Annotated in this window: 30 protein-coding genes and 2 pseudogenes; 13 read left to right on the top strand and 19 right to left on the bottom strand. The window is 61.7% G+C overall.

What is annotated here, in order from left to right:
- Positions 1 to 17 precede the first annotated feature (17 nt).
- Genes ACU688_RS01570 through ACU688_RS01560 form a run of 3 tightly spaced genes read right to left on the bottom strand, consistent with a single transcriptional unit; the run spans position 18 to position 2,684 of the window.
- On the bottom strand, positions 18 to 992 hold the full coding sequence (locus tag ACU688_RS01570; RefSeq protein ID WP_448183420.1) for a 5-oxoprolinase subunit C family protein: 975 nt from the start codon (positions 990 to 992) through the stop codon (positions 18 to 20).
- Positions 989 to 1,867, bottom strand: coding sequence for a 5-oxoprolinase subunit B family protein (locus ACU688_RS01565; RefSeq protein WP_448183419.1), 879 nt, complete (start codon positions 1,865 to 1,867; stop codon positions 989 to 991). The genes ACU688_RS01570 and ACU688_RS01565 overlap by 4 nt, the downstream gene beginning before the upstream one ends.
- Before the next feature lie 58 nt (positions 1,868 to 1,925).
- Positions 1,926 to 2,684 carry a 5-oxoprolinase subunit PxpA gene (locus ACU688_RS01560; protein ID WP_448183418.1) on the bottom strand — a complete coding sequence of 253 codons (759 nt, stop codon included), beginning with the start codon at positions 2,682 to 2,684 and terminating at the stop codon, positions 1,926 to 1,928.
- Positions 2,685 to 2,786: 102 nt separating this feature from the next.
- Here ACU688_RS01560 and ACU688_RS01555 point away from each other — a divergent pair, with 102 nt between their 5' ends.
- Positions 2,787 to 3,704, top strand: a complete 918-nt coding sequence (locus ACU688_RS01555; protein ID WP_017738802.1) for a LysR family transcriptional regulator — start codon at positions 2,787 to 2,789, stop codon at positions 3,702 to 3,704.
- Here the strand turns inward: ACU688_RS01555 and ACU688_RS01550 are convergent.
- A complete protein-coding gene (locus ACU688_RS01550) occupies positions 3,701 to 4,597 on the bottom strand; it encodes a LysR family transcriptional regulator (RefSeq protein ID WP_017738801.1) in 897 nt (298 codons plus the stop codon). The two genes, ACU688_RS01555 and ACU688_RS01550, sit on opposite strands and share 4 nt — an antisense overlap.
- A gap of 106 nt (positions 4,598 to 4,703) precedes the next feature.
- Between ACU688_RS01550 and ACU688_RS01545 the strand changes: the two genes are divergently transcribed.
- Positions 4,704 to 5,462, top strand: a complete 759-nt coding sequence (locus ACU688_RS01545; RefSeq protein ID WP_448183417.1) for an SDR family NAD(P)-dependent oxidoreductase — start codon at positions 4,704 to 4,706, stop codon at positions 5,460 to 5,462.
- Here the strand turns inward: ACU688_RS01545 and ACU688_RS01540 are convergent.
- A complete protein-coding gene (locus ACU688_RS01540; protein ID WP_448183416.1) occupies positions 5,419 to 5,880 on the bottom strand; it encodes a multidrug/biocide efflux PACE transporter in 462 nt (153 codons plus the stop codon). The genes ACU688_RS01545 and ACU688_RS01540 overlap by 44 nt on opposite strands.
- Positions 5,881 to 5,967: 87 nt before the next feature.
- On the opposite strand from ACU688_RS01540, the gene ACU688_RS01535 reads away from it, so the two are divergent.
- The gene (locus ACU688_RS01535; RefSeq protein ID WP_448183415.1) at positions 5,968 to 6,822 is read left to right on the top strand and encodes a LysR family transcriptional regulator; all 855 of its coding nucleotides are present in this window, start codon (positions 5,968 to 5,970) and stop codon (positions 6,820 to 6,822) included.
- A gap of 43 nt (positions 6,823 to 6,865) precedes the next feature.
- On the opposite strand, the gene ACU688_RS01530 is transcribed toward ACU688_RS01535, so the two are convergent.
- Positions 6,866 to 7,345 carry an SRPBCC family protein gene (locus ACU688_RS01530; RefSeq protein WP_448183414.1) on the bottom strand — a complete coding sequence of 160 codons (480 nt, stop codon included), beginning with the start codon at positions 7,343 to 7,345 and terminating at the stop codon, positions 6,866 to 6,868.
- A gap of 158 nt (positions 7,346 to 7,503) precedes the next feature.
- Between ACU688_RS01530 and ACU688_RS01525 the strand changes: the two genes are divergently transcribed.
- Positions 7,504 to 8,004 carry a GNAT family N-acetyltransferase gene (locus ACU688_RS01525; protein ID WP_448183413.1) on the top strand — a complete coding sequence of 167 codons (501 nt, stop codon included), beginning with the start codon at positions 7,504 to 7,506 and terminating at the stop codon, positions 8,002 to 8,004.
- Positions 8,005 to 8,064: 60 nt separating this feature from the next.
- Here ACU688_RS01525 and ACU688_RS01520 read toward each other — a convergent pair whose 3' ends face one another.
- The gene (locus tag ACU688_RS01520; protein ID WP_448183412.1) at positions 8,065 to 8,547 is read right to left on the bottom strand and encodes a GyrI-like domain-containing protein; all 483 of its coding nucleotides are present in this window, start codon (positions 8,545 to 8,547) and stop codon (positions 8,065 to 8,067) included.
- Positions 8,548 to 8,740: 193 nt separating this feature from the next.
- Here ACU688_RS01520 and alaC point away from each other — a divergent pair, with 193 nt between their 5' ends.
- Entirely contained in the window at positions 8,741 to 9,952 is a 1,212-nt protein-coding gene (gene alaC / locus ACU688_RS01515; protein WP_226456204.1) for an alanine transaminase, read from the top strand.
- Positions 9,953 to 10,046: 94 nt separating this feature from the next.
- Here alaC and ACU688_RS01510 read toward each other — a convergent pair whose 3' ends face one another.
- Complete coding sequence (locus ACU688_RS01510) at positions 10,047 to 11,399, bottom strand: GntP family permease (RefSeq protein WP_017738791.1); 1,353 nt, start codon at positions 11,397 to 11,399, stop codon at positions 10,047 to 10,049.
- A gap of 85 nt (positions 11,400 to 11,484) precedes the next feature.
- Positions 11,485 to 12,018, bottom strand: coding sequence for a gluconokinase (locus ACU688_RS01505; protein ID WP_026137052.1), 534 nt, complete (start codon positions 12,016 to 12,018; stop codon positions 11,485 to 11,487).
- Between the two features lie 214 nt (positions 12,019 to 12,232).
- On the opposite strand from ACU688_RS01505, the gene gntR reads away from it, so the two are divergent.
- The 4 genes from gntR to ACU688_RS01485 all read left to right on the top strand — a co-directional run bounded on the left by gntR (position 12,233) and on the right by ACU688_RS01485 (position 15,506).
- Positions 12,233 to 13,264 carry an HTH-type transcriptional regulator GntR gene (gene gntR / locus ACU688_RS01500; protein ID WP_448184014.1) on the top strand — a complete coding sequence of 344 codons (1,032 nt, stop codon included), beginning with the start codon at positions 12,233 to 12,235 and terminating at the stop codon, positions 13,262 to 13,264.
- Between the two features lie 221 nt (positions 13,265 to 13,485).
- Positions 13,486 to 14,118, top strand: coding sequence for a glutathione S-transferase family protein (locus ACU688_RS01495; RefSeq protein WP_448183411.1), 633 nt, complete (start codon positions 13,486 to 13,488; stop codon positions 14,116 to 14,118).
- Positions 14,119 to 14,136: 18 nt separating this feature from the next.
- Entirely contained in the window at positions 14,137 to 14,874 is a 738-nt protein-coding gene (locus ACU688_RS01490; protein WP_448183410.1) for an NAD-dependent epimerase/dehydratase family protein, read from the top strand.
- A 143-nt stretch (positions 14,875 to 15,017) separates the two neighbouring features.
- Positions 15,018 to 15,506, top strand: a complete 489-nt coding sequence (locus ACU688_RS01485; protein ID WP_124524857.1) for a hypothetical protein — start codon at positions 15,018 to 15,020, stop codon at positions 15,504 to 15,506.
- A 148-nt stretch (positions 15,507 to 15,654) separates the two neighbouring features.
- On the opposite strand, the pseudogene ACU688_RS01480 reads toward ACU688_RS01485, so the two are convergent.
- The 3 genes and pseudogenes from ACU688_RS01480 to ACU688_RS01470 all read right to left on the bottom strand — a co-directional run.
- Positions 15,655 to 16,068, bottom strand: a pseudogene (locus tag ACU688_RS01480) (methyl-accepting chemotaxis protein); the annotation flags it as partial.
- A gap of 177 nt (positions 16,069 to 16,245) precedes the next feature.
- Positions 16,246 to 16,869, bottom strand: a pseudogene (locus ACU688_RS01475) (PAS domain-containing protein); the annotation flags it as partial.
- Between the two features lie 270 nt (positions 16,870 to 17,139).
- Positions 17,140 to 18,009: a LysR family transcriptional regulator gene (locus ACU688_RS01470; protein WP_448183409.1), complete on the bottom strand. Its 870-nt coding sequence runs from the start codon at positions 18,007 to 18,009 to the stop codon at positions 17,140 to 17,142.
- Positions 18,010 to 18,105: 96 nt separating this feature from the next.
- Between ACU688_RS01470 and gstA the strand changes: the two genes are divergently transcribed.
- On the top strand, positions 18,106 to 18,708 hold the full coding sequence (gstA, locus tag ACU688_RS01465) for a glutathione transferase GstA (protein WP_448183408.1): 603 nt from the start codon (positions 18,106 to 18,108) through the stop codon (positions 18,706 to 18,708).
- Between the two features lie 147 nt (positions 18,709 to 18,855).
- On the opposite strand, the gene ACU688_RS01460 is transcribed toward gstA, so the two are convergent.
- The 4 genes from ACU688_RS01460 to ACU688_RS01445 all read right to left on the bottom strand — a co-directional run bounded on the left by ACU688_RS01460 (position 18,856) and on the right by ACU688_RS01445 (position 22,322).
- Positions 18,856 to 19,860: an ABC transporter substrate-binding protein gene (locus ACU688_RS01460; protein WP_448183407.1), complete on the bottom strand. Its 1,005-nt coding sequence runs from the start codon at positions 19,858 to 19,860 to the stop codon at positions 18,856 to 18,858.
- Positions 19,861 to 19,868: 8 nt separating this feature from the next.
- Complete coding sequence (locus tag ACU688_RS01455; RefSeq protein ID WP_448183406.1) at positions 19,869 to 20,372, bottom strand: sigma-70 family RNA polymerase sigma factor; 504 nt, start codon at positions 20,370 to 20,372, stop codon at positions 19,869 to 19,871.
- 219 nt (positions 20,373 to 20,591) lie between these two features.
- Positions 20,592 to 21,383 (bottom strand): phosphate/phosphite/phosphonate ABC transporter substrate-binding protein, encoded by a 792-nt coding sequence (locus ACU688_RS01450; protein WP_448183405.1) that lies wholly within the window; start codon positions 21,381 to 21,383, stop codon positions 20,592 to 20,594.
- A gap of 9 nt (positions 21,384 to 21,392) precedes the next feature.
- Positions 21,393 to 22,322: a fatty acid desaturase gene (locus tag ACU688_RS01445; protein ID WP_448183404.1), complete on the bottom strand. Its 930-nt coding sequence runs from the start codon at positions 22,320 to 22,322 to the stop codon at positions 21,393 to 21,395.
- Between the two features lie 301 nt (positions 22,323 to 22,623).
- Between ACU688_RS01445 and ACU688_RS01440 the strand changes: the two genes are divergently transcribed.
- Both ACU688_RS01440 and ACU688_RS01435 read left to right on the top strand, forming a co-directional pair.
- Complete coding sequence (locus ACU688_RS01440) at positions 22,624 to 23,061, top strand: GNAT family N-acetyltransferase (RefSeq protein ID WP_448183403.1); 438 nt, start codon at positions 22,624 to 22,626, stop codon at positions 23,059 to 23,061.
- Between the two features lie 60 nt (positions 23,062 to 23,121).
- Complete coding sequence (locus tag ACU688_RS01435; protein WP_448183402.1) at positions 23,122 to 23,940, top strand: class I SAM-dependent methyltransferase; 819 nt, start codon at positions 23,122 to 23,124, stop codon at positions 23,938 to 23,940.
- A gap of 136 nt (positions 23,941 to 24,076) precedes the next feature.
- Here the strand turns inward: ACU688_RS01435 and def are convergent, their stop codons facing one another.
- The 3 genes from def to ACU688_RS01420 form a co-directional block, all read right to left on the bottom strand.
- Positions 24,077 to 24,616 carry a peptide deformylase gene (gene def / locus ACU688_RS01430; protein WP_448183401.1) on the bottom strand — a complete coding sequence of 180 codons (540 nt, stop codon included), beginning with the start codon at positions 24,614 to 24,616 and terminating at the stop codon, positions 24,077 to 24,079.
- A gap of 3 nt (positions 24,617 to 24,619) precedes the next feature.
- On the bottom strand, positions 24,620 to 25,564 hold the full coding sequence (locus ACU688_RS01425; protein WP_124524870.1) for a YihY/virulence factor BrkB family protein: 945 nt from the start codon (positions 25,562 to 25,564) through the stop codon (positions 24,620 to 24,622).
- A gap of 170 nt (positions 25,565 to 25,734) precedes the next feature.
- Positions 25,735 to 25,920, bottom strand: a complete 186-nt coding sequence (locus tag ACU688_RS01420) for a CsbD family protein (protein ID WP_448183400.1) — start codon at positions 25,918 to 25,920, stop codon at positions 25,735 to 25,737.
- Positions 25,921 to 26,120: 200 nt separating this feature from the next.
- Here ACU688_RS01420 and ACU688_RS01415 point away from each other — a divergent pair, with 200 nt between their 5' ends.
- Positions 26,121 to 26,498 carry a hypothetical protein gene (locus ACU688_RS01415; protein WP_448183399.1) on the top strand — a complete coding sequence of 126 codons (378 nt, stop codon included), beginning with the start codon at positions 26,121 to 26,123 and terminating at the stop codon, positions 26,496 to 26,498.
- Positions 26,499 to 26,532: the final 34 nt, after the last annotated feature.

Below are 26,532 nucleotides of genomic sequence, written 5' to 3'. Positions count from 1 at the left end.
GTTGGTTTTGTGTTTCTTCAGTTGTTGAAGAGTCCAGCCATGATCTTCACCCGTTTTTTGTAGACCCGCCGCGCCTCCAGCGCCTCTTCCAGGCTCACTGCCACAAACCCCGCCCGCTGGTTCGGCTGCATCTGCCCGATCAGGTCCAGGTCGGCGCTGATCACCGTGCCGATCATCGCGTAGCCACCGCCCGACACCGCATCCCGATGCAGCACGATCGGCTCCAGCCCTGCCGGCACCTGGATCGAGCCGATCGGGTAGCAACTGTCAACAATGTTCGACGGATCCGAGCCCGCGCCAAACGGCTGCTCCCGTGGCTGAAAGCTCAGCGCGCTGCCGCCCTTGAAGCGATAGCCGATGCGGTCCGCTTCTGAACCGACGGTCCAGGGTTCGGCAAAAAAGCTGCCTTTGGCCGCCTCGCTCAAGCGCTCGTAATACAGCCCCGGCACCACGCGCAAGGTCACGTCACCGCCGACCGAACGGCGCAAGGCCATCGGCAAACTGTTGCCCGCACGCCCCGCTCCACTGGCCGCGCCGACCGGCAACACATCGCCTTCCTGCAAGCGTCGCCCGTTAAACCCACCGAGCGCACCGAGGGTGTAAGTCGAGCGACTGCCCAGCACCACCGGCACATCAATGCCACCGGCCACCGCCAGGTAGGTGCGCGCGCCGGCCTTGGGAAACTCAAAGCGCAGCACCTGCCCGGCACGCACCTGGAACGCGGTGTCCTGGTGCACCACTTCGCCGTCCAGGCGCGGTGACATCAGCGCGCCGCTGAGGGCCACCAAAGCGTCCTGTTGGAATTCCAATTCCGGGCCGATCAACGTGCATTCCAGACCGGCCGCGCCAGGCGGGTTGCCCACCAGGTGGTTGGCGGCGCTCAGCGCGTACTGGTCCAACGCGCCCGAGGGCGGGATGCCCAGGTGGTAATAACCTTCGCGGCCAAGGTCTTGCACTGAGGTGGCGAGGCCGGGTTTGAGGACCTTGATCATGCCAGCGCCTCCTGCAGGGTTTTCGGGTAGCCGATGGGGTCGGCCAGAAAGGCGTCGAGGGAAAATTCCACGGGGCGGATGCGCAGGTCGAAACGTCCTGCGTCCACCTCGGCGACGGCCCGGTCGTAGGCGTCACGGTCCATGGGTGTGAACTGCACGATATCGCCGGGGCGGAAGAACACCATGTGCTCCTTGAGGTACGCCAACTGCTGCGCCGGGTCGTAGATCGGTGCCGGGGTCACGCCGAACATCTGGTAGCCGCCGGCGCCGCGCACCGAGTAGATGCAGCCGAAGCAGCCGCCATGGCCGAGGGTCAATTTCGGCGTGTCGGTGCGCGGGCGCAGGTACTTGGGCACCTGCAATTGGCGCTCGCGCTCGACCATCTGGAACATGAACGGCAAGCCCGCGACAAACCCCACCATCGACACAAACCACGGTGCGCCACTGTGGGCGGCGATAAACGCGTCCACATCGGCCAGGCCATTGATGCGCGCGGCGTACTCCAGGTCCGTGCCGCTGGGATCTTGATGGCGGTCGCGAAAGCGCATCAAGGTCTCGTGGGTCCAGGGGTCGTTGTACAGCACCGGGATTTCGATGATGCGCGTGTGCAAGGTGCGCTCGGCCACGGCCTGGGCTTCGGCGCTTTGCACGGCGTCGAGCAGCACGTGGGGCGCGATGCGGTCGGGGTCGAAGCGGATCTGGAACGAGGCATTGGCCAGGCACACATCCAGCACGCCTTCCAACGCCAGGCGCTCCACCGCGCGGGTCACCGCCATGCCTTTGAAAAAGGCCTCCAGGGACATGCTGTCGCTGACCTCGGCAAACAGGTGTTCATCACCGCCGAAGCTGTAGCGGATGGGGGTCGTTTCAGCCATGTCTGTTCCTCTTGGAATCATTGTAGAAAGGCAGGCGAAAAAAAATAACGGGGCGATCTTATTCTGCGGTTTTAACCGTAATGCCCGCTTGGTCCAGGGCGTCGCGGGTGGCTTCCACCAACTCCAGGGCACCCGGGGTGTCGCTGTGCAGGCAGATGGAATCAAATTCGATAAACAGGTCTTCACCTTCGACGGTGCGCACCAGTCCGGTCTGACAAGCGCGTAGGACGCGCGCCGCGACCGTCGCAGGGTCCAGCGCGCGCACCGTGCGGGTAAACACAATCGAGCCGCTGAGATCGTACTCACGATCCGCATAGAATTCCCGCACCACCGGCTGCCCCAGCTCCTTGGCCACGCGCCAGATCACCGAGTTGGGCATGCAGTACAGCAACAGCGTCGGTTCGATGATTTGCAGGTTTTGCACCAACAGGCGCGCGGCTTCTTCGTCGCGGGCCAGGTGCATGTAGAGCGCGCCGTGGGGCTTGATGTGTTGCAGGGTCATGCCTTGGGCACGGGCGATTTCCCGCAGGGCGCCGAGCTGGTAGAGGATGTCGTCCACCAGTTCCTGGGCCGGTGCGTTGATATGCCGACGACCAAAGCCCACCAGGTCGCGAAAGCCCGGGTGCGCGCCGATGGCCACGCCCAGTTGCTTGGCGCGCTCGACGGTGCGGCGCATGGTGCCGGGGTCGCCGGCGTGGAAGCCGGTAGCGATATTGGCTGAGCTGATGTAGGCCATCAGTTCGGCGTCAACGCCATCGCCGATGGTCCAGGGGCCGAAGCCTTCGCCCATGTCCGAGTTGAAATCCACTGCTTGCATCGGGGTCGCTCCGCCTAAGTGATGGCAGAAAGTAGGCTGCGGCTTGACCCCTTGGGAAGATCTATTATCAGATGGGCCATCTTCTGAAAAACAGATATCGCTATGTCCCTGACCTTGCGCCAAGTCCGCTACTTCGTCGCCACCGCCGAGATCGGCCAGATCTCCCAGGCGGCGATTCACCTGAACATCTCCCAGTCGGCGGTGACCACCGCGATCAAGGAACTGGAAGCCATGCTCGGCGTGCAACTGTTTGTACGCTCGGCCCAGGGCATGAGCCTGACCGACGCCGGGCGGCATTTTCTCAACCGGGCCTATGTGATCCAGCGCAGCGTGGACGACGCGCTGAACAGCCCGCTGCCCGACTACCGCGCCAGCGGTGAACTGCGAGTAGCCGCCAGCTACACGGTGCTCGGTTACTTCCTGCCCCACCACTTGCAACGCATGGAACACTGGCACCCGGACGTGACCATCCAGGTGTTCGAGCAGGAACGCCAGGCCATCGAGCAAGGCCTGCTGGACGGCCAGTTCGACATGGCCGTGGTGCTCACCGCCAACCTGACCCACGCGGATATCACCTCGGAGATCCTGTTCAACTCGGAGCGCCGCCTGTGGCTGCCCAGCCATCACCCCTTGTGCGAACGCGGCACCGTGAGCCTGGCGGATGTCGCCCGGGAGCCCTACATCCTGCTCACCGTCGATGAAGCCGAACACAGCGCCATGCGCTATTGGGAACAGGCCGGGCAAACGCCCCAGGTACGCCTGCGCACCAGTTCGGTGGAAGCCGTGCGCAGCATGGTCGCCAACGGCAGCGGCGTGGCGATTCTGTCGGACCTGGTGCACCGGCCCTGGTCGCTGGAGGGCAAACGCATCGAAACGCTGACCGTCACCGACCCCGTCACCCCCATGAGCGTCGGCCTGGCCTGGCACCGCGAGCGCGCGTTCACCCCGGCGATGCAGGCGTTTCGCGACTACTTCCACGACGCCTTCCTCGCCCCGCAACAGTTGTCGGCGCGCCGCTAAAGTGCGCCTTGCAACAGCGCGGCCAGCCAGTCCATAAACACTCGTACCCGCAGCGGCAAATGCCGTTGGCCGGCGTACAGCAGCGACACATCCAGCGGCGGCGCCGGGTAGTCGGGCAAGAACGCCACCAATTCGCCGCTGGCGAGCAACTCGCGAATACCCAGGGCCGGCACCTGGGTGATGCCAAACCCACCCAGGCACGCCACGCGGTACGCATCGGTGCTATTGACGGTGACCCGCCCGGCCATAGGGATGCGGTGCACCTTGTTACCTTGCTGGTATTCAAACCCCGCCGAGCGTGAACCCAACGGCCGTACGTAATGCACCAGTTGATGGTGGGCAAGGTCGGCCAACGTCGTAGGCACGCCGTAACGTTGCAGGTAGGCCGCGCTCGCGCAGTTGATCATCGGCAGGCTGCACAGCAGGCGCGCCACCACGCTCTGGTCGGGTTGTGCGCCCACCCGCAATACACAGTCGAAACCTTCGGCGAGCAGGTCGACCTGGCGGTCGGTGCTGCTGATTTCCAGCTCGATCAGCGGGTGTGCGTCCATGAATTCCGGCAGGCGCGGCAGGATCAATTCCCGCGCCATTACGTTGGGCATGTCCACCCGGATGCGCCCGCTTAGCTGCGCCTCGTCCTGACGGAACAGCCCTTCCAGCTCCTCCATGTGCGCCAGCAGATCCTTGCTGCGCTCGTACAGCACGCGCCCGTCCTGGGTCGCCTGCACCTTGCGTGTGGTGCGCTGCAACAGGCGCGCGCCGAGCAGTTCTTCCAGCGCTTGCACGTGCTCGGACACGGTGGAGCGTGGCAGGCCGAGGCTCTCGCCGGCGCCGGTAAAACTCGACAGTTCGGTGACGCGCACAAAGGTGCGCAGCAGCTCAAGTTTGTTCATGGGATTGTTCGCCTTATCCGGCCAGTGATTCCGGTATAGCGCTGTTTATCACGTTACGGGCGGACAAATACACTCAATCCCACAGACAACCTGAGAGGGATACACCATGACCCGCAAAATCGCATTGATCACCGGCGCCAGCCGCGGCCTGGGCAAAAGCGCGGCGCTGCACCTGGCGGCACAGGGCGTCGATATCATCGGCACTTACCACAGCGCCGCGGCCGAAGCCCAGGCGGTGGTCGAGCAAATCCAGGCCCTGGGCGGCCGCGCCGCGATGCTGCAACTGGATGTGAGCCGGAGCGCTACCTTCGATGATTTCGTCGGCGAAGTCGCCGGCGTGCTCAAGGATGTGTTCGCACAGGATCACTTCAACTTTCTGATCAACAACGCCGGCATCGGCGCCCACGCCAGCTTTGCCGAGACCAGCGAAGCGCAGTTCGACCAACTGGTGGCGATCCAATTCAAAGGCCCGTTTTTCCTCACGCAAAAGCTGTTGCCGCTGATTCGTGATGGCGGGCGCATCGTCAATATTTCCAGCGGCCTGGCGCGGTTCAGCCTGCCAGGTTATGCGGCGTACGCGGCGATGAAGGGGGCGATGGAAGTGCTGACACGCTACCAGGCCAAGGAACTGGGCGCGCGTGGGATCACCGTGAACATCCTCGCCCCCGGCGCCATCGAGACCGACTTCGGCGGCGGCGCGGTGCGTGACAATGCGGCCCTCAACAGCATGGTCGCCAACAACACGGCACTGGGGCGTGCCGGGTTGCCGGACGATATCGGCGGGGCCATTGCAACCTTGCTGGCCGATGGCAGCAACTGGATCACCGGTCAGCGCATTGAGGCTTCGGGCGGGATGTTTCTTTGACCGCCTGGAGCTTGTCGCGCAGCACGTCATAGGCCCAGTGGTAGACATAGGTGTACGGCAGGAAGAACAGCAGTACACCGATGTCGAGGATAAACGCGTCCAACAGGCTGATGTTCAGCCACGCGGCAATCAGTGGCACGCACACGATGATCAGGCCGCCTTCGAACATCAGCGCATGCAGCACCCGCGTCCAGGCGTTGTTGGCCAGTTTCAGGCGCGCCTTGAGGCGGTCAAACAGGCTGTTGAAAATGATGTTCCAGGTCAGCGCCAGCAAGCTGATGCCCAGCGTCACCGCGCCCATCTCCAGCGCCGGCCGGCCGGTGATCCACACCAGCAACGGCGTGCAGATCAACAGGGCCAGGCCTTCAAAACCGAGGGCTTGGCCAACACGTTCAGAAATCGATTTGGTAGGGTTCATGGTCTGGCTCCGTGGGGGTGTCTGTTGCCATGATTACCCCTTGAGCCGATACTTCATAACCAATAACCATCGAGATAGGCGATAGTCATGGCGTCCAATGAAGTGCTGCAGGCGTTTGTGCAGGCCGCCACCCAAGGCTCGTTTTCGGCGGCGGCGCGCAAGCTGGGCAAGAGCCAGTCCACCGTCAGTGCCGCCGTGGCGAGCCTGGAGATTGACCTGGACCTGGTGCTGTTTGACCGCAGCAGCCGCAAACCCACCCTGACCGCCGCCGGGCAGGTGTTGCTGCAACGGGCCGAGCAGGTGCTGGAGGCCAGCAGTCGCCTGGAGCTGGCAGCGAGCCAGTTGTCCCAGGGGTTGGAGCCGAAACTGACGATTGCCATGTCGGACACCTACCAGTCCGACCGCTTCGAGGTCGCCCTCAGTGCGTTTGAACAACGTTACCCGGACCTTGAACTGGAATGCCTGATCGCCGAATGCGAAGACTTGATCGCCCTGGTGCAAAGCGGCCGGGCGCAGGTGGCGTTTATCGAAAAACAAGAGGTGTACCCGCCCGACCTGACCGGCGCGCCCGTGGAGGAGCGCACGGAAATTGCGCTGTATGTCGCGCCCAAGCACCCCCTGGCGAAGCAGAAAAACATCCCCGCCGACACCTTGCGCCAACACCGCGAACTGCGCCTGGCCAGCATTATCAATCCGAATGAAACCCGCGCCAGCGGGCGGGTGTGGTCGGCGCCGAGTTACCTGATGCTGATGGAAATGGCCCAACTGGGATTTGGCTGGGCGCCGCTGCCGCGTTGGCTGGTGGAGCGCTTTGATGGTGGCCAACTGGTGGAACTGAAAGCCCGCAGTTGGCCGCGCTCGGTGGCGGTGGATGCGTTGTGGTCGCGGCATCACCCGCCGGGGCCGGCGGGGAGTTGGTTGCTGGGCAAGATGTTGGAATGATTTTACCCAGACAATCCCACAGTTTTGATTGCCTACAGTCTGGTCAATCGTTCATGCCTTGAGTCACCAACGTCACCAACCGATCCAGACTCTGCCCCCAGCCATCATGAAAGCCCATCGCCTCATGGGCCTGCTTATCTTCAGCACTCCAATGCATGGCCCGGGCGGTATAGAGCGTCTTGTTGCCCTCGACCTCCTGCAAAGTCACTTCAGCCGTCATGAACGGCTTGCCCGAAGGAATCCACCCCGGCATGAACGCATCGGTAAACACCAGCCGGCGCGGCGCGACGATCTCCAGGAACACGCCCTGGGTCGGATACTCACTGCCGTCCGGCGCACGCATCAGGGTGCGAAACAAGCCACCGACCCACAGGTTCATTTCGCACTCGGGGGTGGTCATGCCGTGGGGGCCCCACCACTGTTGCAACAGGGCCGGCTCGGTCCAGGCGCGGAATACCCGGCTGCGGGGCGCATCGATCACGCGGCTGATGGACAGTTCAAATTCGGCAGGTTGGCTGGACATGGGGTAAACCTCCTGATTTTTTTGATTGTTGTGTTCAGAGAGTCAACGGGTGCACGGCAATCACTATAGTTCGCGCCGCCCCAGGTTTGCGTTCGACCAGACAGGCGACAAACCCGCTAGAATCGCCGGCTCTCTGTAGTATTTGGGATGCCGCCCCGATGGAAACCCGCCTCGTCCCCTATGAGACGCTGAGCCTTGAGCAAAAACAGCAGCTCGACACCCTGCAAGTGCACCCCGAACAACTGGCGTTTTCCGGCGATATCTATTGCGCGCTGAACAGCCTGCTGGTCAATCCCCATCCCGATGCTATCAAAGGCTTCGCCCTGCTCGCCGATAACCAGCCCGTGGCCTTCCTGCTGCTCAAACGGCCGCCCTGCCTGCCCCATTGGGCCGATGAGCACAGCGCTACGCTGCATGCATTCCAGGTGGATCGCGGGCAACAAGGCCGGGGGTTTGGCAAGGCGTGTTTGCAGGCGCTGCCGGATGCGGCGCGGTTGGCGTGGCCGCAGATCAAGGGGCTTGAGTTGTCGGTGGACGCAGACAATGTGGCGGCGATGGGGCTGTATCTGGCGGCCGGTTGGGTCGACGGCGGCGAAGCGTACAAGGGACGGATTGGGTATGAGCGCAGGTTGAGGTGGGTGTTTGATCCACAACGCTGATGTCACGTAAACACGACATTCAAGGGGACATGTCGTGTTTACGTGACAGTGGCTGACGTTTCAGCCGCGTTCGCCCACCGGCAGCCAGATTTCCACCGTGCCGGTGCCCTTGCGCACATCAAAATCGGCGCTGTAGCGCTCGAAGTCCGCCCCCATGACTTTGTAGCCGGAGTGCGGCAACCACTCGAACATGATGCGTTCGTACGTTTGCTCAAGCGCCTGCACCGGCCCGTAGTGCGGGAACACCGCATAGTTGAGCGGTGGAATTTCGATGACTTCAAAATTGCTCGGCACATCGCTTTTGCTCGGCACTTCCACCCCGGCCATGTAATCGAACTCGCCATGATTGGGGTTATGGCACACCCCATACGTCACACCGCCGACACGCTTCTTGATGTCCTTGATGCAGGTGTCGAACAACTCCCACAGCTTGGGAATATCACCCACGGTGGCCTTCGAATAACGCCCTTGCACCCCGGCAATCACCAGGGCTTTACCGGCTTCCATGCGTGGCTCTAACGGTTGTTTTGTCTGCTGATCCATTGGAACAGTCTCCTTCTTATAGGGAACAAACCCGCATCGAGTATAGGGGCATATCCGCGCTGTACTCCAAGCAGAAAATTTTCCTACGCATCTGGACAACTGGCCATCATCGCCCGTATTGTCTGCCCGCAGGCCACCGCAGTGGCCGACGTCGCTCGGACGGTTCCGGGCGCTTACGTACCTCGAGGCAACAATGGCAGACCAAGGTTCGCCGCGCCGCTTTGCGCGCATAGATCGACTCCCCCCTTACGTTTTCAATATCACGGCCGAGCTGAAGATGGCTGCGCGTCGGCGCGGCGAAGACATCATCGACTTGAGCATGGGCAACCCTGACGGCCCCACGCCGCCGCACATTGTCGAAAAACTTGTGCAAGTGGCCCAGCGTGAAGATACCCACGGCTACTCCACCTCCAAAGGCATTCCGCGTCTGCGCCGGGCGATTTCGCGCTGGTACAAAGACCGCTATGAAGTGGACATCGACCCCGAGTCGGAAGCCATCGTCACCATCGGTTCCAAGGAAGGCCTGGCGCACTTGATGCTGGCCACCCTGGACCAGGGCGACACCGTGCTGGTGCCCAACCCGAGCTACCCGATTCACATCTACGGTGCCGTGATTGCCGGCGCCCAGGTGCGTTCGGTGCCGCTGATCCCTGGCGTGGATTTCTTCGCCGAGCTGGAACGGGCGATTCGCGGCTCGATCCCCAAGCCGAAGATGATGATCCTCGGCTTCCCGTCCAACCCCACCGCGCAGTGTGTGGAGCTGGACTTCTTCGAGCGCGTGATCGCGCTGGCCAAGCAGTACGACGTATTGGTGATCCACGACCTGGCCTACGCCGACATCGTCTACGACGGCTGGAAAGCCCCGTCGATCATGCAGGTGCCGGGCGCCAAAGACATTGCGGTGGAGTTTTTCACCCTGTCCAAGAGCTACAACATGGCCGGCTGGCGCATCGGTTTCATGGTGGGCAACCCGGAACTGGTCAACGCCCTGGCGCGTATCAAGAGCTACCACGACTACGGCACGTTCACCCCGCTGCAAGTGGCAGCCATCGCCGCATTGGAAGGCGATCAGCAGTGCGTGAAAGACATCGCCGAACAGTATCGCCAACGCCGCAACGTGCTGGTCAAGGGCCTGCATGAGTTGGGTTGGATGGTGGAGAATCCGAAGGCGTCGATGTACGTCTGGGCGAAGATTCCCGAGGCGTATGCCGAAATGGGTTCGCTGGAGTTTGCCAAGAAGCTGCTGCTGGAAGCCAAGGTGTGCGTATCACCGGGGATCGGCTTTGGCGAGTATGGCGATGATCATGTGCGCTTTGCGCTGATCGAGAACCAGGACCGGATTCGGCAGGCGGTGCGAGGGATTCGGGGGATGTTCAGGGCGGATGGCCTGGTTACCAAGGCCTGACCCAATCCACCTGTAGAAACCCAATCAATGTGGGAGCTGGCAAGCCAGCTCCCACATTTTGATTGGGTTCCCACATGGGGTTTTGTGGTGTGGCTTACACCACCAGCGACAACAGCATGATGAAGATCAGCGCCACGACGGACAGAATCGTCTCCATCGCCGTCCACGTCTTGAACGTTTCCGCCACGGTCATGTTGAAGTACTGCTTCACCAGCCAGAACCCCGCATCGTTGACGTGCGACAAGATCAACGAGCCCGCCCCCGTCGCCAACACCAGCAGCTCACGGTTGACGCCCGGAATCATCCCCACCACCGGCACCACGATGCCTGCGCCAGTAATGGTCGCCACAGTCGCCGAACCGGTCGCCACGCGAATCACCGCCGCCACCAGCCACGCCAGCAGGATCGGGTTGATCTGCGCGTTCACCGCCATATGGCCGATCACGTCGCCCACGCCGCTGGTCACCAGCATCTGCTTGAAGCCACCACCGGCACCGATGATCAGGATGATCGCGGCGGTCGGCGCAAGGCTGGCGTCGAGCAGTTTGAGGATCTGCTTGGAGTGGATGCCCTGGCGATGGCCGAAGGTGTACAGCGACAGCAGCAACGCCAGCAACAGCGCGGAGATCGGGTGACCGATCATGTCCATCCAGTTGCGCACGATGTGGCCGTCAGGCAAGCCGATGTCCGCGAAGGTTTTCAGCAGCATCAGGAACACCGGCAGCAACACGGTGATCAGGGTGATGCTGAAGCTCGGCAGGTTCTTGTGTTCCGACTCGCGGGCCAGTTGGTCCACCAGTTCCTGGGACGGGTTGCCCGGGATGTACTTGGCGATGAACGTACCGAAGATCGGGCCGGCGATGATGGCCGTCGGCAGCGCGACGATCAGGCCGTACAGGATGGTCTTGCCGATGTCCGCGCCAAACACGCCGATGGCCAGCAGCGGGCCCGGGTGCGGTGGCACCAGGCCGTGCACTGCCGACAGGCCGGCGAGCAGCGGGATGCCGATCTTGATCAGCGACACGCCGGTGCGGCGCGCGACGATGAAGACCAGCGGGATCAGCAACACAAAACCGATCTCGAAGAACAGCGGGATGCCCACCAGGAACGCGGCGAACATCATGGCCCACTGGACCTTTTCCTTGCCGAAGGCGCGGATCAGGGTCTGCGCGATCTGATCGGCGCCGCCGGATTCGGCCATCATCTTGCCGAGCATCGTACCCAGCGCGAGGATGATGCCGACAAAGCCGAGCACGCCGCCGAAGCCGTCCTGGAACGCCTTGATGATCTTGTCCACGGGCATGCCCGAGGTCAGGCCGAGGAAGCCGGCCGCGATGATCAGTGCAATGAACGGGTGCACCTTGAACTTGGTGATCAGAACGATCAACCCGATGATAGTGACCACTGCATCAAGCAGTAGGTAAGACTCGTGGGACATGCCAAACATGGGGGGTCTCTCCTGTTTGTTGTTGTTATTAAAGCGGGTGTTGAATTTCCTGCCGGGGGATAGCGCTATCTTTTCCGGCAAAAAATCACTTGGAAGGTTCGAAGCCGTGTTGCAGCCACCAGGCATGGGTCTGCTCGGCCAACGCCTCGACACTGTCTACGCTGGCGTTGAGGGCCAGGGTCAGCGGCTCGCCCACGGGCGATTCAAGGGTGGCGAATTGGCTGTCAATGAGGCTTGCCGGCATGAAATGGCCGGGGCGATGGGACACGCGGTCGGACGCCACTTCACGGCTCAGCTCCAGAAACACGAAACCCAGGCCCGGCGCGGCTTCGCGCAGGTGGTCGCGGTATTTTTTCTTGAGGGCGGAACAGGTGAGCACCGGGTGTTCACCGGCTTTCAGCGAACGGCGCAATTCATCGCAGAGGATGTCGAGCCAGCCGGCACGGTCGTCGTCGTTGAGGGGGTGGCCGGCGCTCATCTTTTCGATGTTCGCGGCAGGGTGAAAGCTGTCGCCTTCAATGGCAGTGGCGCCGTTCAGACGGCACACGGCCTCGCTGACGCTGGTCTTGCCACAGCCAGCAACACCCATGATGACCAGGGCAGTAACAGGTTGACTCATGAAACACCTCAGGACGCAGATAGCGCTACCTTTGCACGCTGTAAGGCTAGTGCAAAAACAGGCTTTTCCCGCGCCGTCTTGTCTTTTTTTATGGAGTGACGCGTGCATCCGCTCCAAGCGTTTGAACCCGGATCAGGCAACCCGAAATTCAAGAATTTGCAGCCTTTTGGAGACAGCGCTACCTTAGTGCCTCGATTTTTGTTTGGCAAGCCGCCTGATGACCTCCAAGAACGATAAAAAATTGCGCACCACGGGTCGCCCGACCCTTAACGAAGTCGCCCGCCTCGCCGGCGTCAGCCCGATTACCGCCTCCCGCGCCTTGCGCGGCATCAGCACCGTGGCCACCGAACTGGTGGAAAAAGTGCAAAAGGCCGCCAGTGAGCTGAACTACGTGGTCAACCCCGCCGCCCGCGCCCTGGCCTCGGCCCAGAGCCATTCGGTGGTGGTGATCGTGCCGTCATTGTCCAACCTGCTGTTTATCGAAACCCTCGAAGCCATCCACCAAGTGCTGCGGCCCAAGGGTTTTGAAGTGCTGATCGGCAACTCCCACTATTCGCGCGACGAAGAAGAAAACCTGCTGCGCAACTACATGGCCTACCAGCCACGGGGTTTGTTGCTGACGGGGTTTGACCGGACCGAGAGCGCCCGACGAATGGTCGAGGCCAGTAATGTGCCGTGTGTGTACATGATGGACCTGGACCCGAATGCCGGCGTGAACTGCGTGGGTTTCTCGCAGCTGGCGGCGGGTGAAACGGCGGCGGCGCACCTGCTGTCCCGTGGGCGCAAGCGCCTGGCTTATATAGGTGCGCAACTGGACCAGCGCACCTTGCTGCGTGGCGAAGGTTTCCGCCGTGCGCTGCAACAGGCGGGTATGTACGACCCGGCGCTGGAATTGCTGACGCCGCGCCCCTCCTCCGTAGGCCTGGGTGGCGAACTGTTCTTGCAGATGCTGGCCGCCCATCCCGATGTGGATGCGATCTTCTTCGGCAACGACGACCTGGCCCAGGGCGCCTTGCTTGAAGCCCTGCGCCACGGCATCAACGTGCCGGAGCGCGTGGCGGTGCTGGGTTTCAACGACCTGCCCGCCTCGTCGTTCATGGTGCCGCGCCTGAGCAGCATCAGCACGCCGCGCGAGGCGATCGGGCGGCGCTCGGCGGAACATCTGTTGACGATCATGGCGGGCAATAAAGTGGCCAAGCCGGTGGTGGATATGGGCTTCGAGTTGCAAGTACGCGAAAGCACCTGACCCTCTAAAGCCGAACACAATCAAAATGTGGGAGCTGGCTTTTTGTGGCGAGGGAGCTTGCTCCCGCTGGAGTGCGAAGCGCTCCCAAAATCTTGGGGCCGCTACGCAGCCCAGCGGGAGCAAGCTCCCTCGCCACAAAAGCGCATATTTTCCACTTGGAAATATCGCCGTAGCTTGCGCCCCCTGCTAGATTGGCTGCTCTCCACCGCAAGGAAAGCACCATGGGACACTCTCTGAAAATCTTGGGCCGCACGTCCTCCATCAACGTGCGAAAAGTGCTGTGGACCTGCCAGGAACTCGGTATCGACTACCACCGTGAAGACTGGGGCATCGGCTACACCCCCACCCAATCCCCCGAATTCCTCGCCCTGAACCCCAACGCCCAGGTGCCGGTGCTGATCGACGATCACGGCGTGCTGTGGGAATCCAACACCATCTGCCGTTACCTCGTCGGTCTCTACGAGCGCCATGACCTGTTGCCCGCCGAACCCGCGCCACGGGCCCGCGTCGAGCAATGGATGGACTGGCAAGCCACCGAGCTCAATCCGTCCTGGGGCTACGCCTTTCACGCGCTGGTGCGCCAGAACCCCGACTACCAGGACCCGCAGCGCATCCAGGCTGGCGTGCAAGCCTGGAACAGCAAGATGGGCCTGCTCGAACAACAGTTGATCAAGACGGGTGCCTTTGTCGCCGGCAATGAATTTACCCTGGCCGACATCCTCATCGGCCTCTCGGTACACCGCTGGCGCAACGCCCCGCTGGACCACCCGCCCTACCCCGCAGTCGAGGCGTACTACCAGCGCCTCAGCCAGCGCCCAGGTTTCCAGGCCTTCGCCCTCGACGGCCATAACTAAAAAAACAAGGACAACACCGTGAAAGGACTCAACGTACTGCTCACCGGCGCCTGCGGCAGAATCGGCAAGACGTTTTTCGACGCCTCGAAAGACCGCTACCGCTTCACCCTCACCGACCGCATCGCGCCGGATTTCGCCCTCGGCGAACACCGCTTCGTGCACGCCGACCTCAGCGACAAAGACAGCCTGGCAGCGCTGCTCGATGGCATCGATGTGATCGTGCACCTGTCGGGCATCCCCCACGCCAGCGCTTCGTTCGACGAATTGCTGCCGAACAATATCCTTGCCACCACCTACCTGTTCGAAGCCGCCGTGGCCGCCGGGGTCAAGCGCCTGGTCTTCGCCAGCAGCGCACAGACCATCGAGGGTTACCCGGTGGACCGCCAGATCGTTCCCGGCATGCCGGTGATGCCCGCCAACCTGTATGGCGTGAGCAAATGCTACGGCGAGGCACTGTGCGCCTACTACGCGGCGAAAACCCCGCTGTCGACGATTGCCCTGCGCATCGGCGCTTTCGAGTTCGTCGAAACCCACGACCTCAACAACGCCCGCGACCTCAGCGCCTGGCTCAGCCCGCGCGATGCGGTGCAGTTGCTGCAACGCTCGGTGGAAGCCGAGGGAGTGAAGCACCTGATCGCCCATGGCATCTCCAACAACCGCTTCAAACGCCTGGATTTGAGTGAAACCACGCGGGTGTTGGGTTACCAGCCGCAGGATGATGCGTTCCAGACCTTTGAAATCCCGATCACCTACTGAGACACCCACGGCAACGGTTGGCCGCCGACAGGCCAACCGTTGCCGCAAGCACCGCGCCATCCCCAATGAAAACGGGGGGTTTCACACCCGGCACGCTATTTGCTCCATCTGTGGCACACAGACATTTCCCCAGGTGACCGATCATGCTGGTTAACAACAACACCCAAGCCGTGACCACCGTGCAGCAGCTCAAGCGCTCCGACATGGACCCGGCCAACGCCGCCGCCAGCGCGCTGTACAGCGGTGCCCTGCAAGCGGCGCAGCAAAGCGTGACCGTGCCGGCCGCGCAGAAGGAACTGGATAAGGCCGCCGACCGCATCGACGAAGCCTTCGCCAAGACCCGCGTGCAATTGCAAGCCAGCACCACGGATGTGCCAGCGGTCAACGCCACGTCTTCGGCCCGTGCGGAATTCACCGACTACATGAGCAAATCCCCGGCCGAGCGCATCCGTGAGCAATTGCTCAAGGAACAAGGCTTGACCGAGGCGGATGTGCAGGGCATGTCCCAGGAAAAACAGGACGCGATCAGCAAGCAAGTGGCGGAGCGCGTGAAGCAGCAGCAAGAGCAGCAGGTTGTCGCGAAGGCCACTGACCCGGCGCAGGCTGTGAAAGCGACTCTGGCGGCGATCTAAGCAACCGCCGCCGATTAAAATGTGAAAGCTGGCCTATGTGGGAGCTGGCTTGCCTGCGATGGCATCACCTCGGTCTACCTGATGTACCGAGGTGTCTGCATCGCAGGCAAGCCAGCTCCCACACAAGCCAAACCTCACATTGATCGGGTTACTGTAGTTGCAGGGTCGAGTTGAACTGACTGATCGCATCCACCACATGCTTCGACCCTTCCTGAATTTCCAGGATCACCTGCCCCGCCTCATTCGCCAGCTCCACCCCGAGCCCCGTGCGGCTCAAGCTCGACTGCATGCTCGACACCGCGCTCAGCGACAGGTCGTGGTTCTTGCGCACCACATCGACAATCTCCACCGTCGCCTGGCTGGTCCTCGCCGCCAGGCTGCGCACCTCGTCAGCCACCACCGCAAACCCGCGCCCATGCTCACCGGCGCGCGCCGCTTCGATGGCCGCGTTGAGCGCGAGCATATTGGTTTGCTCGGCGATGCTGCGGATGGTTTGCACAATGGCCCCGATGATGTCCGACTGCTTGCTCACCGCGTCGATGCTTTGCGCCGCCTGGTTCAGGTCGTGGGAAATTTCTTCGATGATCTGCACGGTTTGTTGCACCACCTCCGAGCCTTTGCGTGCGCAGGCGTCGTTTTGTACCGAGGTGGCGTGGGCCGAATCGGCAGCATTGCGCAGAGTGGTGACCTGGTCGGTGATGTCGCTGGCGAACTTCACCACTTTGTACAGGCGGCCATTGGTGTCAAAGATCGGGTTGTAGGACGCTTCCAGAAACAGCGTCTTACCGTGTTTGTTGCGGCGCTCAAACCGGTGGGAATGGTATTCGCCGCGGTTAAGAGAAGCCCAGAACGCCTTGTAGGCCGGTGAGTCGACCTCGCTGCGATGGCAGAACATGCTGTGGTGCTGGCCGATGATTTCGTCCAACGAGTACTGCACGGTGCGTAGGAAATTCTCGTTGGCGTTGAGGATCTGCCCCTGCGGGGTGAACTCGATCACTGCCATGGAGCGACCGATGGCGTCGATCAGGCTTTGGTTTTCGTGTTCATGGTGAACCCGCGCGGAAATATCCGACGCCACCTTGATCACGCTCTGCACCTGCTTGTCGCTGTCCAGCACCGGCATGTAGCTGGCTTCAAGCCACACTTCCTGGCCGCGCTTGTTCAGGCGCATAAAGGTGCCGCTGATGGCCTCGCCCCGCGCCAGGTCGCGCCAGAGCTTGGCGTAGGGCTCGCTGTGGGTGTAGGCCTCCTCGCAAAAGATCCGATGATGTTTGCCGCGAATCTCCTCGGCGCTGTAGCCCATGGTTTTGCAGAAGTTGTCGTTGGCATCGAGGATCACGCCATTGCGATCAAACTCGATCATTGCCATGGAACGGCTGATGGCGGCGAGTTTGGCGTTGGCTTCGGTTAGGGCGCAGGAGAAACGTTCGATTTCTTGCAGGTCGGATTTGTGATGGCGGTTGAACATGGTCAGATCACCCTTGATTCCCGGCGCCGGTCGGCGCATTCCATTCATCAGTTGGATACTGCTGGCAAACCTTTCATGGGGAACAACCATCCGAATCGCTTTATATGCCAAGCGTCATCACGGTTCTGGGTGAGCATAGACAGGGCTTGGCGCTATGCAAGGTCACTAGTCACCCAGCATTTTTAACAATGCACGGGTGGCGACGGACGGTGATCGACTTGGCGAGCCGACCAAGGCGAATTCCCGATGCAGTGGCACCGTCAACGGCATCACACGCAGGCCATTGCGCTGGGCCGGCAAGGCCATTTCCGGCACCAGTGTCACGCCGACACCTTCGCGCACCAGGCTGTAGGCACTGTTCCATTCGCGCACCTCGACGCGGATATCCCGCAGGGTCAGCCCGGCTGCCACACCGAGGCTGCGGGCGTTGGCGGTGCAGCCACCGGTGGCGAGCACAAAAGGTTGGTCGAGCAGTTCCGCCAACGTCACCGTGGCATCCGCCGGGCGTTGCGCCAGAGGGTGACCGGCCGGCAGCACCGCCATCCAGAAATCACGGCCCAGCACCGTGGCGTTTTGCTCGGGCCTGGGGTTGAGCACGACGCCCAGGTCGATCAGGTCGGCGTTGAGCAAGGTGTGTACTTCGTTGTCCGTCACATCCAGGGTGGTGACCTCGATACCGGGATAAAGCTGGGCGAAACGCTGCAACAGGGGTGTCAGAAACGTCGCCAATACCATGGGAAAACTCGCGATGCGAATCGTCCCACGCAAAGTGGGCTTGGCGTCGTCCACGGTGTTGCGAATGGCCTGCAAGGCGCCGAGCATCACCCGCGCCTGCTCGATCACACTCAACCCCAACGCGGTGGGCAAGGTCTTGCGCGGCGCGCGGGTAAACAGCTGCGCCCCCAGGGTGGCCTCCATGCCAGCCATGGCCTGGCTGGCGGCGGACTGGGTCATGCCCACGCGCTCGGCGGCGGCGGTGATGCTGCCGTGGTCGGCAACGGCCACCAGCAAGCGCCAGTGCATCAGGTTCATCATGGCAGTAGCTGTCCTTATGGCAGGGCGCTGAAGGTTTAATTTTACGCACGGTGCCATGGCCATGAGACTGGCGCAAATCCCATGGAGTTGCCTTCGATGAAACTGTATTACTTCCCACACGCCTGTTCCCTGGCACCGCATATCGTCCTGCGGGAATTGGCGCTGCCGTTCGAGCTGGTACGGGTGGATAACCAAGCGAAAACCACGGCCGATGGCGAAGATTTCCTACAGATCAACCCCAAGGGCTATGTAGCGGCGCTGCAACTGGATAACGGCGAGGTCCTGACCGAAGCCAGCGCGATCCTGCAATACCTGGCCGACCTCAAACCCGCCGCCAGCCTGGCCCCGGCCAATGGCAGCTGGGCGCGCGTGCGCTTGCAGGAATGGTTGAATTTTATTGCCACCGAGATTCACGGCGGGCTGGCGGTATTCTTCAACGCTGCGATCCAGGGCGAAGTGCGGGCGATGTTCCAGGCCACGCTGTTCAAGCGGTTGGCGGTTTTGGAGCAGACGTTGGAAGGCCAGGATTATCTGCTGGGTGCGCAGTATTCGGTGGCGGATGCGTACTTGTTCGTGGTGCTGCGCTGGGCGGCTTTCCACGCTATTGACCTGGGCGCATGGCCGGCGCTGGTGGCGTTTCAACAACGGGTCGGGCAGCGGCCAGCAGTGATTGCGGCCTTGGCTGCCGAGAGCCAATAAGAAGCCACACCACCAACCACTGTGAGAGCGGGCTTGCCCGCGATGGCGTCCTGTCAGCCGACTGATCTGTCACTGATGTACCGCAATCGCGGGCAAGCCCGCTCCCACATAAGCCTTCACCCACTGTTGAGTTTTGTGGGTTTCAACTCAGAGCGCGGCGTTGACCTTGGCCGCCACCTCCGCCGGCACCCACTGCTGCCACACCTGCGGTTGCTCCTTGAGGAACGCCAAGGCCACCTGGCGCGGCGGTGTGCGTTTCTCGCTCATGTCCGCGAGGATGCCGTTGAGCAGATCAATCGGCAGGTCGACCTTTTCAAAGACACTCACCAGCTGCGGGTACTGCGCCTTGAACGGCGCCGACACACCGATCGCCAGCTGTGCCGGCATTGAGCGGGTGCCGATGGGGTTGGGGTGTTTCGCGTCGGCCAGGGTCTTCCAGGCGTCGGCGTTGAACGCCGGCTCTTCCAGCTTGATCAGCTTGAAGCGCCCCAGCAGCGGCGTCGGCGACCAGTAGTAGAACAACACCGGCTTGCCGCGCCGGATCGACGAGGCCACTTCCGCATCCAGCGCCGCGCCGGAGCCGGTGCGGAAGTTGACGAAGCTGTCGGTCAGGCCGTACGCCTTGATCTTCTGGCTGTTGACGATTTCCGAGGTCCAGCCGGTGGGGCTGTTGAGGAAGCGCCCACGGCTCGGGTCTTCGGGGTCGCGGAACACGTCCTTGTAGCGCGCCAGGTCGGCCACCGACTTGAGGTCCGGCGCCAGAGGCTTGATGCCGCGCGCCGCGTCGCCCTTGATCACGTATTCCGGCACCCACCAGCCTTCGGTGGCGCCTTTGACCGTGTCCCCGAGGCCGAACACCTTACCTTCGCTTTCGGCCTTGACCCACGCCGGACTGCGCCCGGCCCATTCTTCGCCGATCACCTGGATATCGTCCTTGGCCAGGGCAGCTTCGAGGCTCACGGTGCTACCGGGTAAGGTATCGGTGGGCAGGCCGTAGCCTTTTTCGACGATCAGGCGCAGGACTTCGGTGATCAGGCTACCGCTTTCCCACGTGGTGTCGCCGAAGTGGATCGGTGTGGCGGCGTATGTCGGCGGGGCCGATAGCGTCAGTGCGAGCAGCGAGCCACCGAGCAGGTTTTTCAGTCTTTTCATGCAGGACCTCATGTTGATGATCGTTGGCGGGTGAAGACCCGGGCCATGTAGTCGCTCACCGAACGCTGGGAAATGCCCAATTCAGCGGCAATTTGCGGGTAGGTCAGGCCATTGAGCCGGGACAGCAGGAAGGTCGCTTTAACCTTGGCCGGCAAGCGGTCGAGCAACTGGTCAATCCCTTGCAGCGCTTCGAGCGTTTGCGCGAGGTCTTCGGGGGACGGTGCGCTGCAGGTTTCGTCGCGATCGAGGGCGTCCAGGTAGGCGCGCTCCAGGTCACGGCGGCGCCACAGCTGGTACATCAAGCGCTGGGCGATGGTGGTGAGCAAGGCGCGGGGCTGGCGGATCGGCAGCCGGTCCGGCGACGTCAGCAGTTGGACGAACGTGTCGGCCGCAATGTCTTCGGCGTGGGCGCGGGAATCGAGGTGGCGGTGCAGGCGGCCGCACAGCCAGTCGTAATGGCTACGGAACAATCCGCCCACGTAATCGCTGTGAGAACTGTCGGCGCCGGACATAGTGGCTCCATCTGAGTAGGTTGCGCGTTATGTCCGGTGTTCCGGTGGGGCGATCCTAGCAAGGCTGCTTATTCTTTAATAATATTTAAAAGGTATTTTTATATAACCTATCGTTCACACGCTCTGCGTGGGAATGCAGCCCCTGACGCTCTGCGTCTGCTCTTTGGCGCGTGACGCGGAGCGTCACAGGAGGCGTTCCCACGCGGAGCGTGGGAACGATCATTTGAGCACTGGGTAGCCCGTACCGGCGGCTTGCTGCTGGTAGTCCAGGAGCACTTGGTAGTCGTCTTCGCTGGCTGGCAGGACTTCCCGTACACCCAGGCTTTCTACAACCTGCGGCAAATCCTGCAACGCCAGGTTCATCGCCTCACGAATCCTGGCGACCTGCGCATCGCTCAAGCCCAGCGGGCCGATATAGGGCAACGTCGGGCTCGGTGCGCTGCGGGTGATAACGCGCAGCCCTGCCACTTCGTCAGGGGCGAAGCGCGCGAGGTAGTCGTAGGTGACGCTGTCGATGGCGGCGAGGTCGGCGCGGTTTTCCCGCAGCCAGCGCAAGCTCTCGCGATGGGCGCCGCTGATGGCGACACTGGCGAAGAAACGCCCTTCACGTTGTAACGACGCAAGGCGTTCACGCAGCAGGTTCATGCCGCTGTTGGAGTCGTGGCCATTGATCACGCCACGGCTGTTGTAGAAATCGGCCAAGGCGGTGCGCGGGTTGTCGGCCTGGGTCAGCAGCAGGCTGCAATGTTCACCCTGGCTGCTGTGGGCCAGTTCATAGCGGGGACGGCCAATAACGCGGACCTGGCCGCGCAGCTGGGTCATCAGCGGATAGCCGCAGGTTTGGCTCACAAGCAGTTCGGGGGCGAGCCACAGGTTGCGCAGGTCCAGATGATCGGCGTTGCGACGGTTGAGATCCAGCCGTTCGAAGATACGCGCCAACCACTGCTGGTTGGCCTGTTGGATTGGCTCGGGCGCCACGTACATCAACAGCTCGGCGTAGTGCTCACTCATGCTCGTCTCTCACGCAAAAGGGTGGCGCGGGCTGTCGATGGCCTTGAGGCCGTGCCGGCTGATCAACTGCCCGTAGCCCTGCACCAGGAAACCACCGCTGCGCGCCAGCCACTGCTCGCGGCGGGCGCGGTAGACCGTGGGCAGAAAATACCAGGGCAGCTTCGGCAAGTCGTGGTGCACCAGGTGCAGGTTGTTGTTGAGGAACAGCCACGTCCATGGCCAGGCCGCTTCGTTAAGCACGGTACGTTGCTCGGGTTGCGGGTGCGGGCGATGTTCATAGTAGGAACGGATCGACGCCAGGGACAGCGCCGGCACGCTGACCAGCAGCAGGTAATGCCACACCGACAGTGCGCTGTAGTGGGCGATGAAACCCAGCATCAGGAGGGTGATGGCGCCGTGGGTCAGCCACATCGGCCAGGCCTGGGGCAGGCGCTGCCATTCGTGACGTGCCAGCCGCGCTATCGCCAACGGCGCAGCCAAGAGGACGCGGCCGAGTACAGTCTTGGTCAACCAATGCAGGCCGCGTTCGAACAGCGAGCTGTTGGCCCACTGCTGTTGGTTGAGGTAGCGGCTTTCCGGGTCGATGCCCGGCAGGGTCAGGTCTTCGTCGTTGTGGTGCAGCAGGTGGCTGTCGCGGTACAGGGTGTAGGGGTACCAGACGGCGAACGGGGCGTAACCGAGGAGTTTGTTAAGCAACAGCGAGCGGGTGGGATGGCCATGAAGCAGTTCGTGCTGCACCGACAACCACAGCGTCACCAGCGGGATCAGCAACAGCGTGCTCAGCCACAAGCCTAGCCAACGGCTGCCAAGGACCACGGCAAACCAGCCGGCATACACGCCGATCAGCAGCAGCCAGGTCGGCCATTCGGTCTTGGCGGTGAAGCTTTGTGCCAGGGCTTGGATTTCCTGGCGGTGGGTCGGGTCAAGGTAGTGGGCCATCGTCAGCTCAGAGCAGGTGTTTCCTGCTCTGTGCAGTGACGCGGGAAAATCTTGCAGATCATTTGGTTCTAAGCTTGGAACTCAATGGCCGAACAAGCCGCTCTCGGACTTCTTGGCTTTCTTGTCGGCGCGTTTTTCATCGGCGGTCTTTGCCGGTTTTTTCTTCGCGGCTTTCTTTGAATCCATACCTTTGGCCATGATGCATGCTCCACTGACAGTGAATGTAACAGTGGGTATACCACCTATTGCCCGGCAGAAGGCGCTTATAATCGCGCCCCCTTTCTCACGCCTCCTGAACACCATGCCCGAGTTGACCATCGATCTGCTGGCAGAGCCCCTGTGGCCACTGCTGAACAAGTTTTATCGCAGCCACAATTCGTCGATGAAGGCGCTCAAGGGTGGAAGCTTGTGGGTTGCGCGCGATGGAGAGATCGTCGCCGGGTTGTGCCTGACGCCCGTCGTGGGCGGGCAGTGGTTGACTGGGGTGTTTGTCGACCCAGCGTATCGTGGTCAAGGGTTGGCGGCGCAGTTGATTCTTGCGGCGGCCGCAGAGGGTGAAGGCACGCTGTGGCTGTTGTGCCACCCCGATCTGGAAGGGCTGTACCAGCGCATGGGTTTTACCCAGGACACGCTGCTGCCCCAATCCCTCAGCGAACGGCTGGTGCGCTACAAGCGCAACAAGCCGATGATCGCCATGGGCTTAGAACGTTTGGTGAGGTCAACCTCGGATAATGTGTGATCGGCCGATAGAGGGCCCATGCTAGCCTCGGCGGCACAGTGGCCCACTTTTCGGATGATCATGAAAACGACGTTTGCAGCGCTGTCCCTTACCGCCCTCCTCCTCCCGACCTTCAGCCAGGCCGCCGACACGCCCATCAGCGCCGAGCAGTACGCCAGCGTGCTCGGCGGCAATTGGCGCGACCCGGCCAACAGTGCCCGCGACGGGTATCGCCACCCGCAGCAGACCCTGGCGTTTTTCGGCCTGGGCGGCAAACAGACGGTAATCGAGATCACCCCCGGCGGCGGTTGGTACAGCGAACTGCTGGCACCGTTGCTCAACGACCACGGGCACTACATCGCCGCCGTACAGGCCGCGAGCAGCAGTGCCTACGCGCGAACGTCCGAAGAAAACCTGAAGAAGAAGTTTGCGGCGGACCCCGCGCGGTATGGCAAGGCACAGGTGCTCGAGTTCGATCCCAAGTCGCCGGTGTTTGGCCAGCCGGGTTCGGCGGACGCGCTGCTGACCTTTCGCAACGTGCATAACTGGGTAGAGGCAGGCACCGCGCCGGCCACGTTCAGTGCGTTTTACGCCGTGTTGAAACCGGGTGGTGTGCTGGGCGTGGAAGATCACCGGGCCAAGGACGGGGCGGATCTTGCGGCGATCAAGGACACGGGTTACCTGACCACAGCCCAGGTGGTGAAGCTGGCCACCGATGCCGGATTCAAGCTGGCGGCGCAGAGCGAAGTGAACGCCAACCCGAAGGACACCAAGGATTATCCGGCGGGGGTGTGGACGTTGCCACCGACGTTGCGGCTGGGGGAGCAGGACAAGGCCAGGTATGTGGCGATTGGCGAGTCGGATCGGATGACGTTGCGGTTCGTGAAACCTGCGAAATAACCCGAACTGAACGCGGACCCAATGTGGGAGCTGGCTTGCCTGCGATAGCGGTTTACCAGTCAATATTTGTTTAGCTGACCTACCGCTATCGCAGGCAAGCCAGCTCCCACAGTTTTGATCCCAGTGAATCTGGAAATCAGTCGTCGGCCGTGGGGTCCATGTCGGGGAACATCACTTCGATAAAGCCGAACTTAGTGAAGTCGGTGATCCGCGACGGGTACAACCGCCCGATCAGGTGATCGCACTCATGCTGCACCACCCGCGCATGGAAACCCTCGGCAATCCGCACAATCGGCTCGCCCTTGGGGTCAAAACCCTCGTAACGAATCTGCTGGTAACGGTCCACCGCCCCGCGCAAACCGGGCACGGACAGGCAACCTTCATAACTCTCTTCCAGCACCGGACTCAACGGCGTAATCAGCGGGTTGATCAAGATGGTCTGCGGCACCGGCGGCGCGTCCGGGTAGCGTTCGCTGGCCTCGAAACCAAAGATCACCAGTTGCAGGTCAACGCCGATCTGCGGCGCGGCCAGGCCGACACCGCCGACGTGTTCCATGGTCTGGAACATGTCGTCGATCAATTGCCACAGCTCGGGGCTGTCGAACATTTCCGGGGGCACCGGTGGCGCGATGCGCAGCAGGCGCTCGTCGCCCATTTTCAGGATTTCACGGATCATCGATCAGACTTCATCAGTGGTGGGCTTGGAGTGGTCCCGGCCGAGGCCCGAGACGTGTTGTTTTTCCTGCGGCGGCTCATCGAAATCCTTGGCTCCCGGCGCCTTGCCTTCGGCCGACATGTGTTCGATCACTGCATTCATCTCCGCCCCCAGCAACAGCACGGCGGCGGAAATATAGAAGTACAGCAGCAACACGATGATCGCACCGATACTGCCATACATGGCGTTGTAGTCGGCGAAGGTTTTCACGTAATAGCCAAAGCCCAGGGACGCGACGATCCACACCACCACGGCCAACACGGAGCCGGGGGTGATAAAGCGGAATTTCTGTTTCACGTCGGGCATCACGTAGTACATGAGGGCCACGGCGAACATCAGCAGGATCACGATCAGCGGCCAGCGCAGGATGGTCCACAGGGTGACCACGAACTCCTGCATGCCGATCTGCCCGGCTAGCCACTCCATCACTTGCGGGCCGAGCACCATCAGTGCCGCGGCGGCCAGCAGCATGCCGGCGATGCCGACGGTGTAGAAGATCGACAGCGGGAAGCGCTTCCAGATCGGCCGGCCTTCGACCACATCGTAGGCGGCGTTCATCGCGCTCATCATCAGGCGCACGCCGGCCGAGGCAGTCCACAGGGCAATCACGATACCCACCGAGAGCAGGCCGCCCTTGGATTGCTGCAACTGGTCGATCACCGGGTTGACCTGCTCCAGGGCCTGGGGCGGCAACACCAGCTCCGACTGCAAGCGCAGCCAGGTGAAGAAGTCGGGCAGGTGCAGGAAACCAATCAGGGCGATGAGGAACAGCAGGAAGGGAAACAGCGAAAACAGCATCTGGTAAGCCAACGCCGAGGCGTAGGTGGACATCTCGTCATCGACAAACTCTTTGACGGTGCGCACCAGTACTTTGTGGAGCTTGAGGCCGTTGAGGACCGGAAAAATCATAGCGTCTCCTTTCGCCGCAAAAAGGTTGAGTTCAAGGGCGACTCAGGGGCCGTTTTCTACATCAAGGTAGCTTATTTGGCGACCTTGAAACAATTTCGAAACTTTAACTGCATCCGGTGACATAAAAACGGCCATCCGTGGATGGCCGCTTTCGCTGCTCAAGTACCCGCCTATTTGACGGCTTTCTTGACGGCGTCCTTGGTGTCGCCAATGGCTTTTTCGACCTGGCCTTTCTTTTCCTGTACCACGCCTTCAGCGCGCAGTTTGTCGTTGCCGGTGACTTTGCCGATGCCTTGCTTGATGTTGCCAATGGCTTCGTCTTTCAAACCTTTTGCCTTATCCGCTGTGCTGCCCATGGTATTTCTCCAGAAGAACAATCAAGGGTTTTGGTCATTACCTAGAGATTGACCCGGCGCGGTCCGGCAGAGTTTCAATTATTTTTCGAGGGGCATTTCATCGCCAGGCGCAGGTTTGGCTTTATGTTTTGCGGCCAACCCACGAGAATGCCCGGCACATTCAGGCTAAAACGCTGAATAACAGATCCCGTAGGAAGGTTATGAAACTCAATAAAGCACAGGCCATCGCCCGCAGAAACACCGAACTGGGCGGTGCCGTACTCGGCGTCAACAACTGCCACTTCACCGACCTGGACAGCAAGCGCAACATCTGGTGGTTCGACCTGCCGGTGGTGCGTATTGGCGTGGGCCAGTACGAGTGGATCCACCTGTTGATGCACAACGCCGAGACCGACCAGTTGCTGCACCTGAAGGTGCCGACCGTGTTCCTGCGTGAGCACATCGAAGGCTTGGTGGTGCGTAATGCGAACAAGCGCAAGCCGGAAATCACCCTGGAGCTGAGCGCGGACAAGGATTCGTTCTTGAAGGATGTGCGGCCGGCGGGTGCGGGCATCAGCTTCGCGCAATTTGCCCTGTAAAAACCCGGTTCAAAAAACTGTAGGAGATTGGCTT

It is taken from the genome of Pseudomonas acericola (SeqCode), assembly GCF_053456465.1.
This window is presented reverse-complemented; position numbering and strand designations above follow the sequence as displayed.

Coding starts and splice junctions, on each gene's coding strand:
- ACU688_RS01440 (WP_448183403.1), top strand. CDS start 22,624: ATGCCCGAGTTGACCATCGATCTGCTGGCAGAGCCCCTGTGGCCACTG.
- ACU688_RS01555 (WP_017738802.1), top strand. CDS start 2,787: ATGTCCCTGACCTTGCGCCAAGTCCGCTACTTCGTCGCCACCGCCGAG.
- ACU688_RS01420 (WP_448183400.1), bottom strand. CDS start 25,920: ATGGGCAGCACAGCGGATAAGGCAAAAGGTTTGAAAGACGAAGCCATT.
- ACU688_RS01530 (WP_448183414.1), bottom strand. CDS start 7,345: ATGTCCAGCCAACCTGCCGAATTTGAACTGTCCATCAGCCGCGTGATC.
- ACU688_RS01505 (WP_026137052.1), bottom strand. CDS start 12,018: ATGAGTCAACCTGTTACTGCCCTGGTCATCATGGGTGTTGCTGGCTGT.
- ACU688_RS01570 (WP_448183420.1), bottom strand. CDS start 992: ATGATCAAGGTCCTCAAACCCGGCCTCGCCACCTCAGTGCAAGACCTT.
- ACU688_RS01560 (WP_448183418.1), bottom strand. CDS start 2,684: ATGCAAGCAGTGGATTTCAACTCGGACATGGGCGAAGGCTTCGGCCCC.
- ACU688_RS01495 (WP_448183411.1), top strand. CDS start 13,486: ATGGGACACTCTCTGAAAATCTTGGGCCGCACGTCCTCCATCAACGTG.
- ACU688_RS01565 (WP_448183419.1), bottom strand. CDS start 1,867: ATGGCTGAAACGACCCCCATCCGCTACAGCTTCGGCGGTGATGAACAC.
- ACU688_RS01415 (WP_448183399.1), top strand. CDS start 26,121: ATGAAACTCAATAAAGCACAGGCCATCGCCCGCAGAAACACCGAACTG.
- ACU688_RS01525 (WP_448183413.1), top strand. CDS start 7,504: ATGGAAACCCGCCTCGTCCCCTATGAGACGCTGAGCCTTGAGCAAAAA.
- alaC (WP_226456204.1), top strand. CDS start 8,741: ATGGCAGACCAAGGTTCGCCGCGCCGCTTTGCGCGCATAGATCGACTC.
- ACU688_RS01460 (WP_448183407.1), bottom strand. CDS start 19,860: ATGAAAAGACTGAAAAACCTGCTCGGTGGCTCGCTGCTCGCACTGACG.
- ACU688_RS01520 (WP_448183412.1), bottom strand. CDS start 8,547: ATGGATCAGCAGACAAAACAACCGTTAGAGCCACGCATGGAAGCCGGT.
- ACU688_RS01540 (WP_448183416.1), bottom strand. CDS start 5,880: ATGAACCCTACCAAATCGATTTCTGAACGTGTTGGCCAAGCCCTCGGT.
- ACU688_RS01450 (WP_448183405.1), bottom strand. CDS start 21,383: ATGAGTGAGCACTACGCCGAGCTGTTGATGTACGTGGCGCCCGAGCCA.
- ACU688_RS01535 (WP_448183415.1), top strand. CDS start 5,968: ATGGCGTCCAATGAAGTGCTGCAGGCGTTTGTGCAGGCCGCCACCCAA.
- gstA (WP_448183408.1), top strand. CDS start 18,106: ATGAAACTGTATTACTTCCCACACGCCTGTTCCCTGGCACCGCATATC.
- ACU688_RS01485 (WP_124524857.1), top strand. CDS start 15,018: ATGCTGGTTAACAACAACACCCAAGCCGTGACCACCGTGCAGCAGCTC.
- def (WP_448183401.1), bottom strand. CDS start 24,616: ATGATCCGTGAAATCCTGAAAATGGGCGACGAGCGCCTGCTGCGCATC.
- ACU688_RS01425 (WP_124524870.1), bottom strand. CDS start 25,564: ATGATTTTTCCGGTCCTCAACGGCCTCAAGCTCCACAAAGTACTGGTG.
- ACU688_RS01550 (WP_017738801.1), bottom strand. CDS start 4,597: ATGAACAAACTTGAGCTGCTGCGCACCTTTGTGCGCGTCACCGAACTG.
- ACU688_RS01435 (WP_448183402.1), top strand. CDS start 23,122: ATGAAAACGACGTTTGCAGCGCTGTCCCTTACCGCCCTCCTCCTCCCG.
- ACU688_RS01455 (WP_448183406.1), bottom strand. CDS start 20,372: ATGTCCGGCGCCGACAGTTCTCACAGCGATTACGTGGGCGGATTGTTC.
- ACU688_RS01470 (WP_448183409.1), bottom strand. CDS start 18,009: ATGATGAACCTGATGCACTGGCGCTTGCTGGTGGCCGTTGCCGACCAC.
- ACU688_RS01545 (WP_448183417.1), top strand. CDS start 4,704: ATGACCCGCAAAATCGCATTGATCACCGGCGCCAGCCGCGGCCTGGGC.
- ACU688_RS01445 (WP_448183404.1), bottom strand. CDS start 22,322: ATGGCCCACTACCTTGACCCGACCCACCGCCAGGAAATCCAAGCCCTG.
- ACU688_RS01510 (WP_017738791.1), bottom strand. CDS start 11,399: ATGTTTGGCATGTCCCACGAGTCTTACCTACTGCTTGATGCAGTGGTC.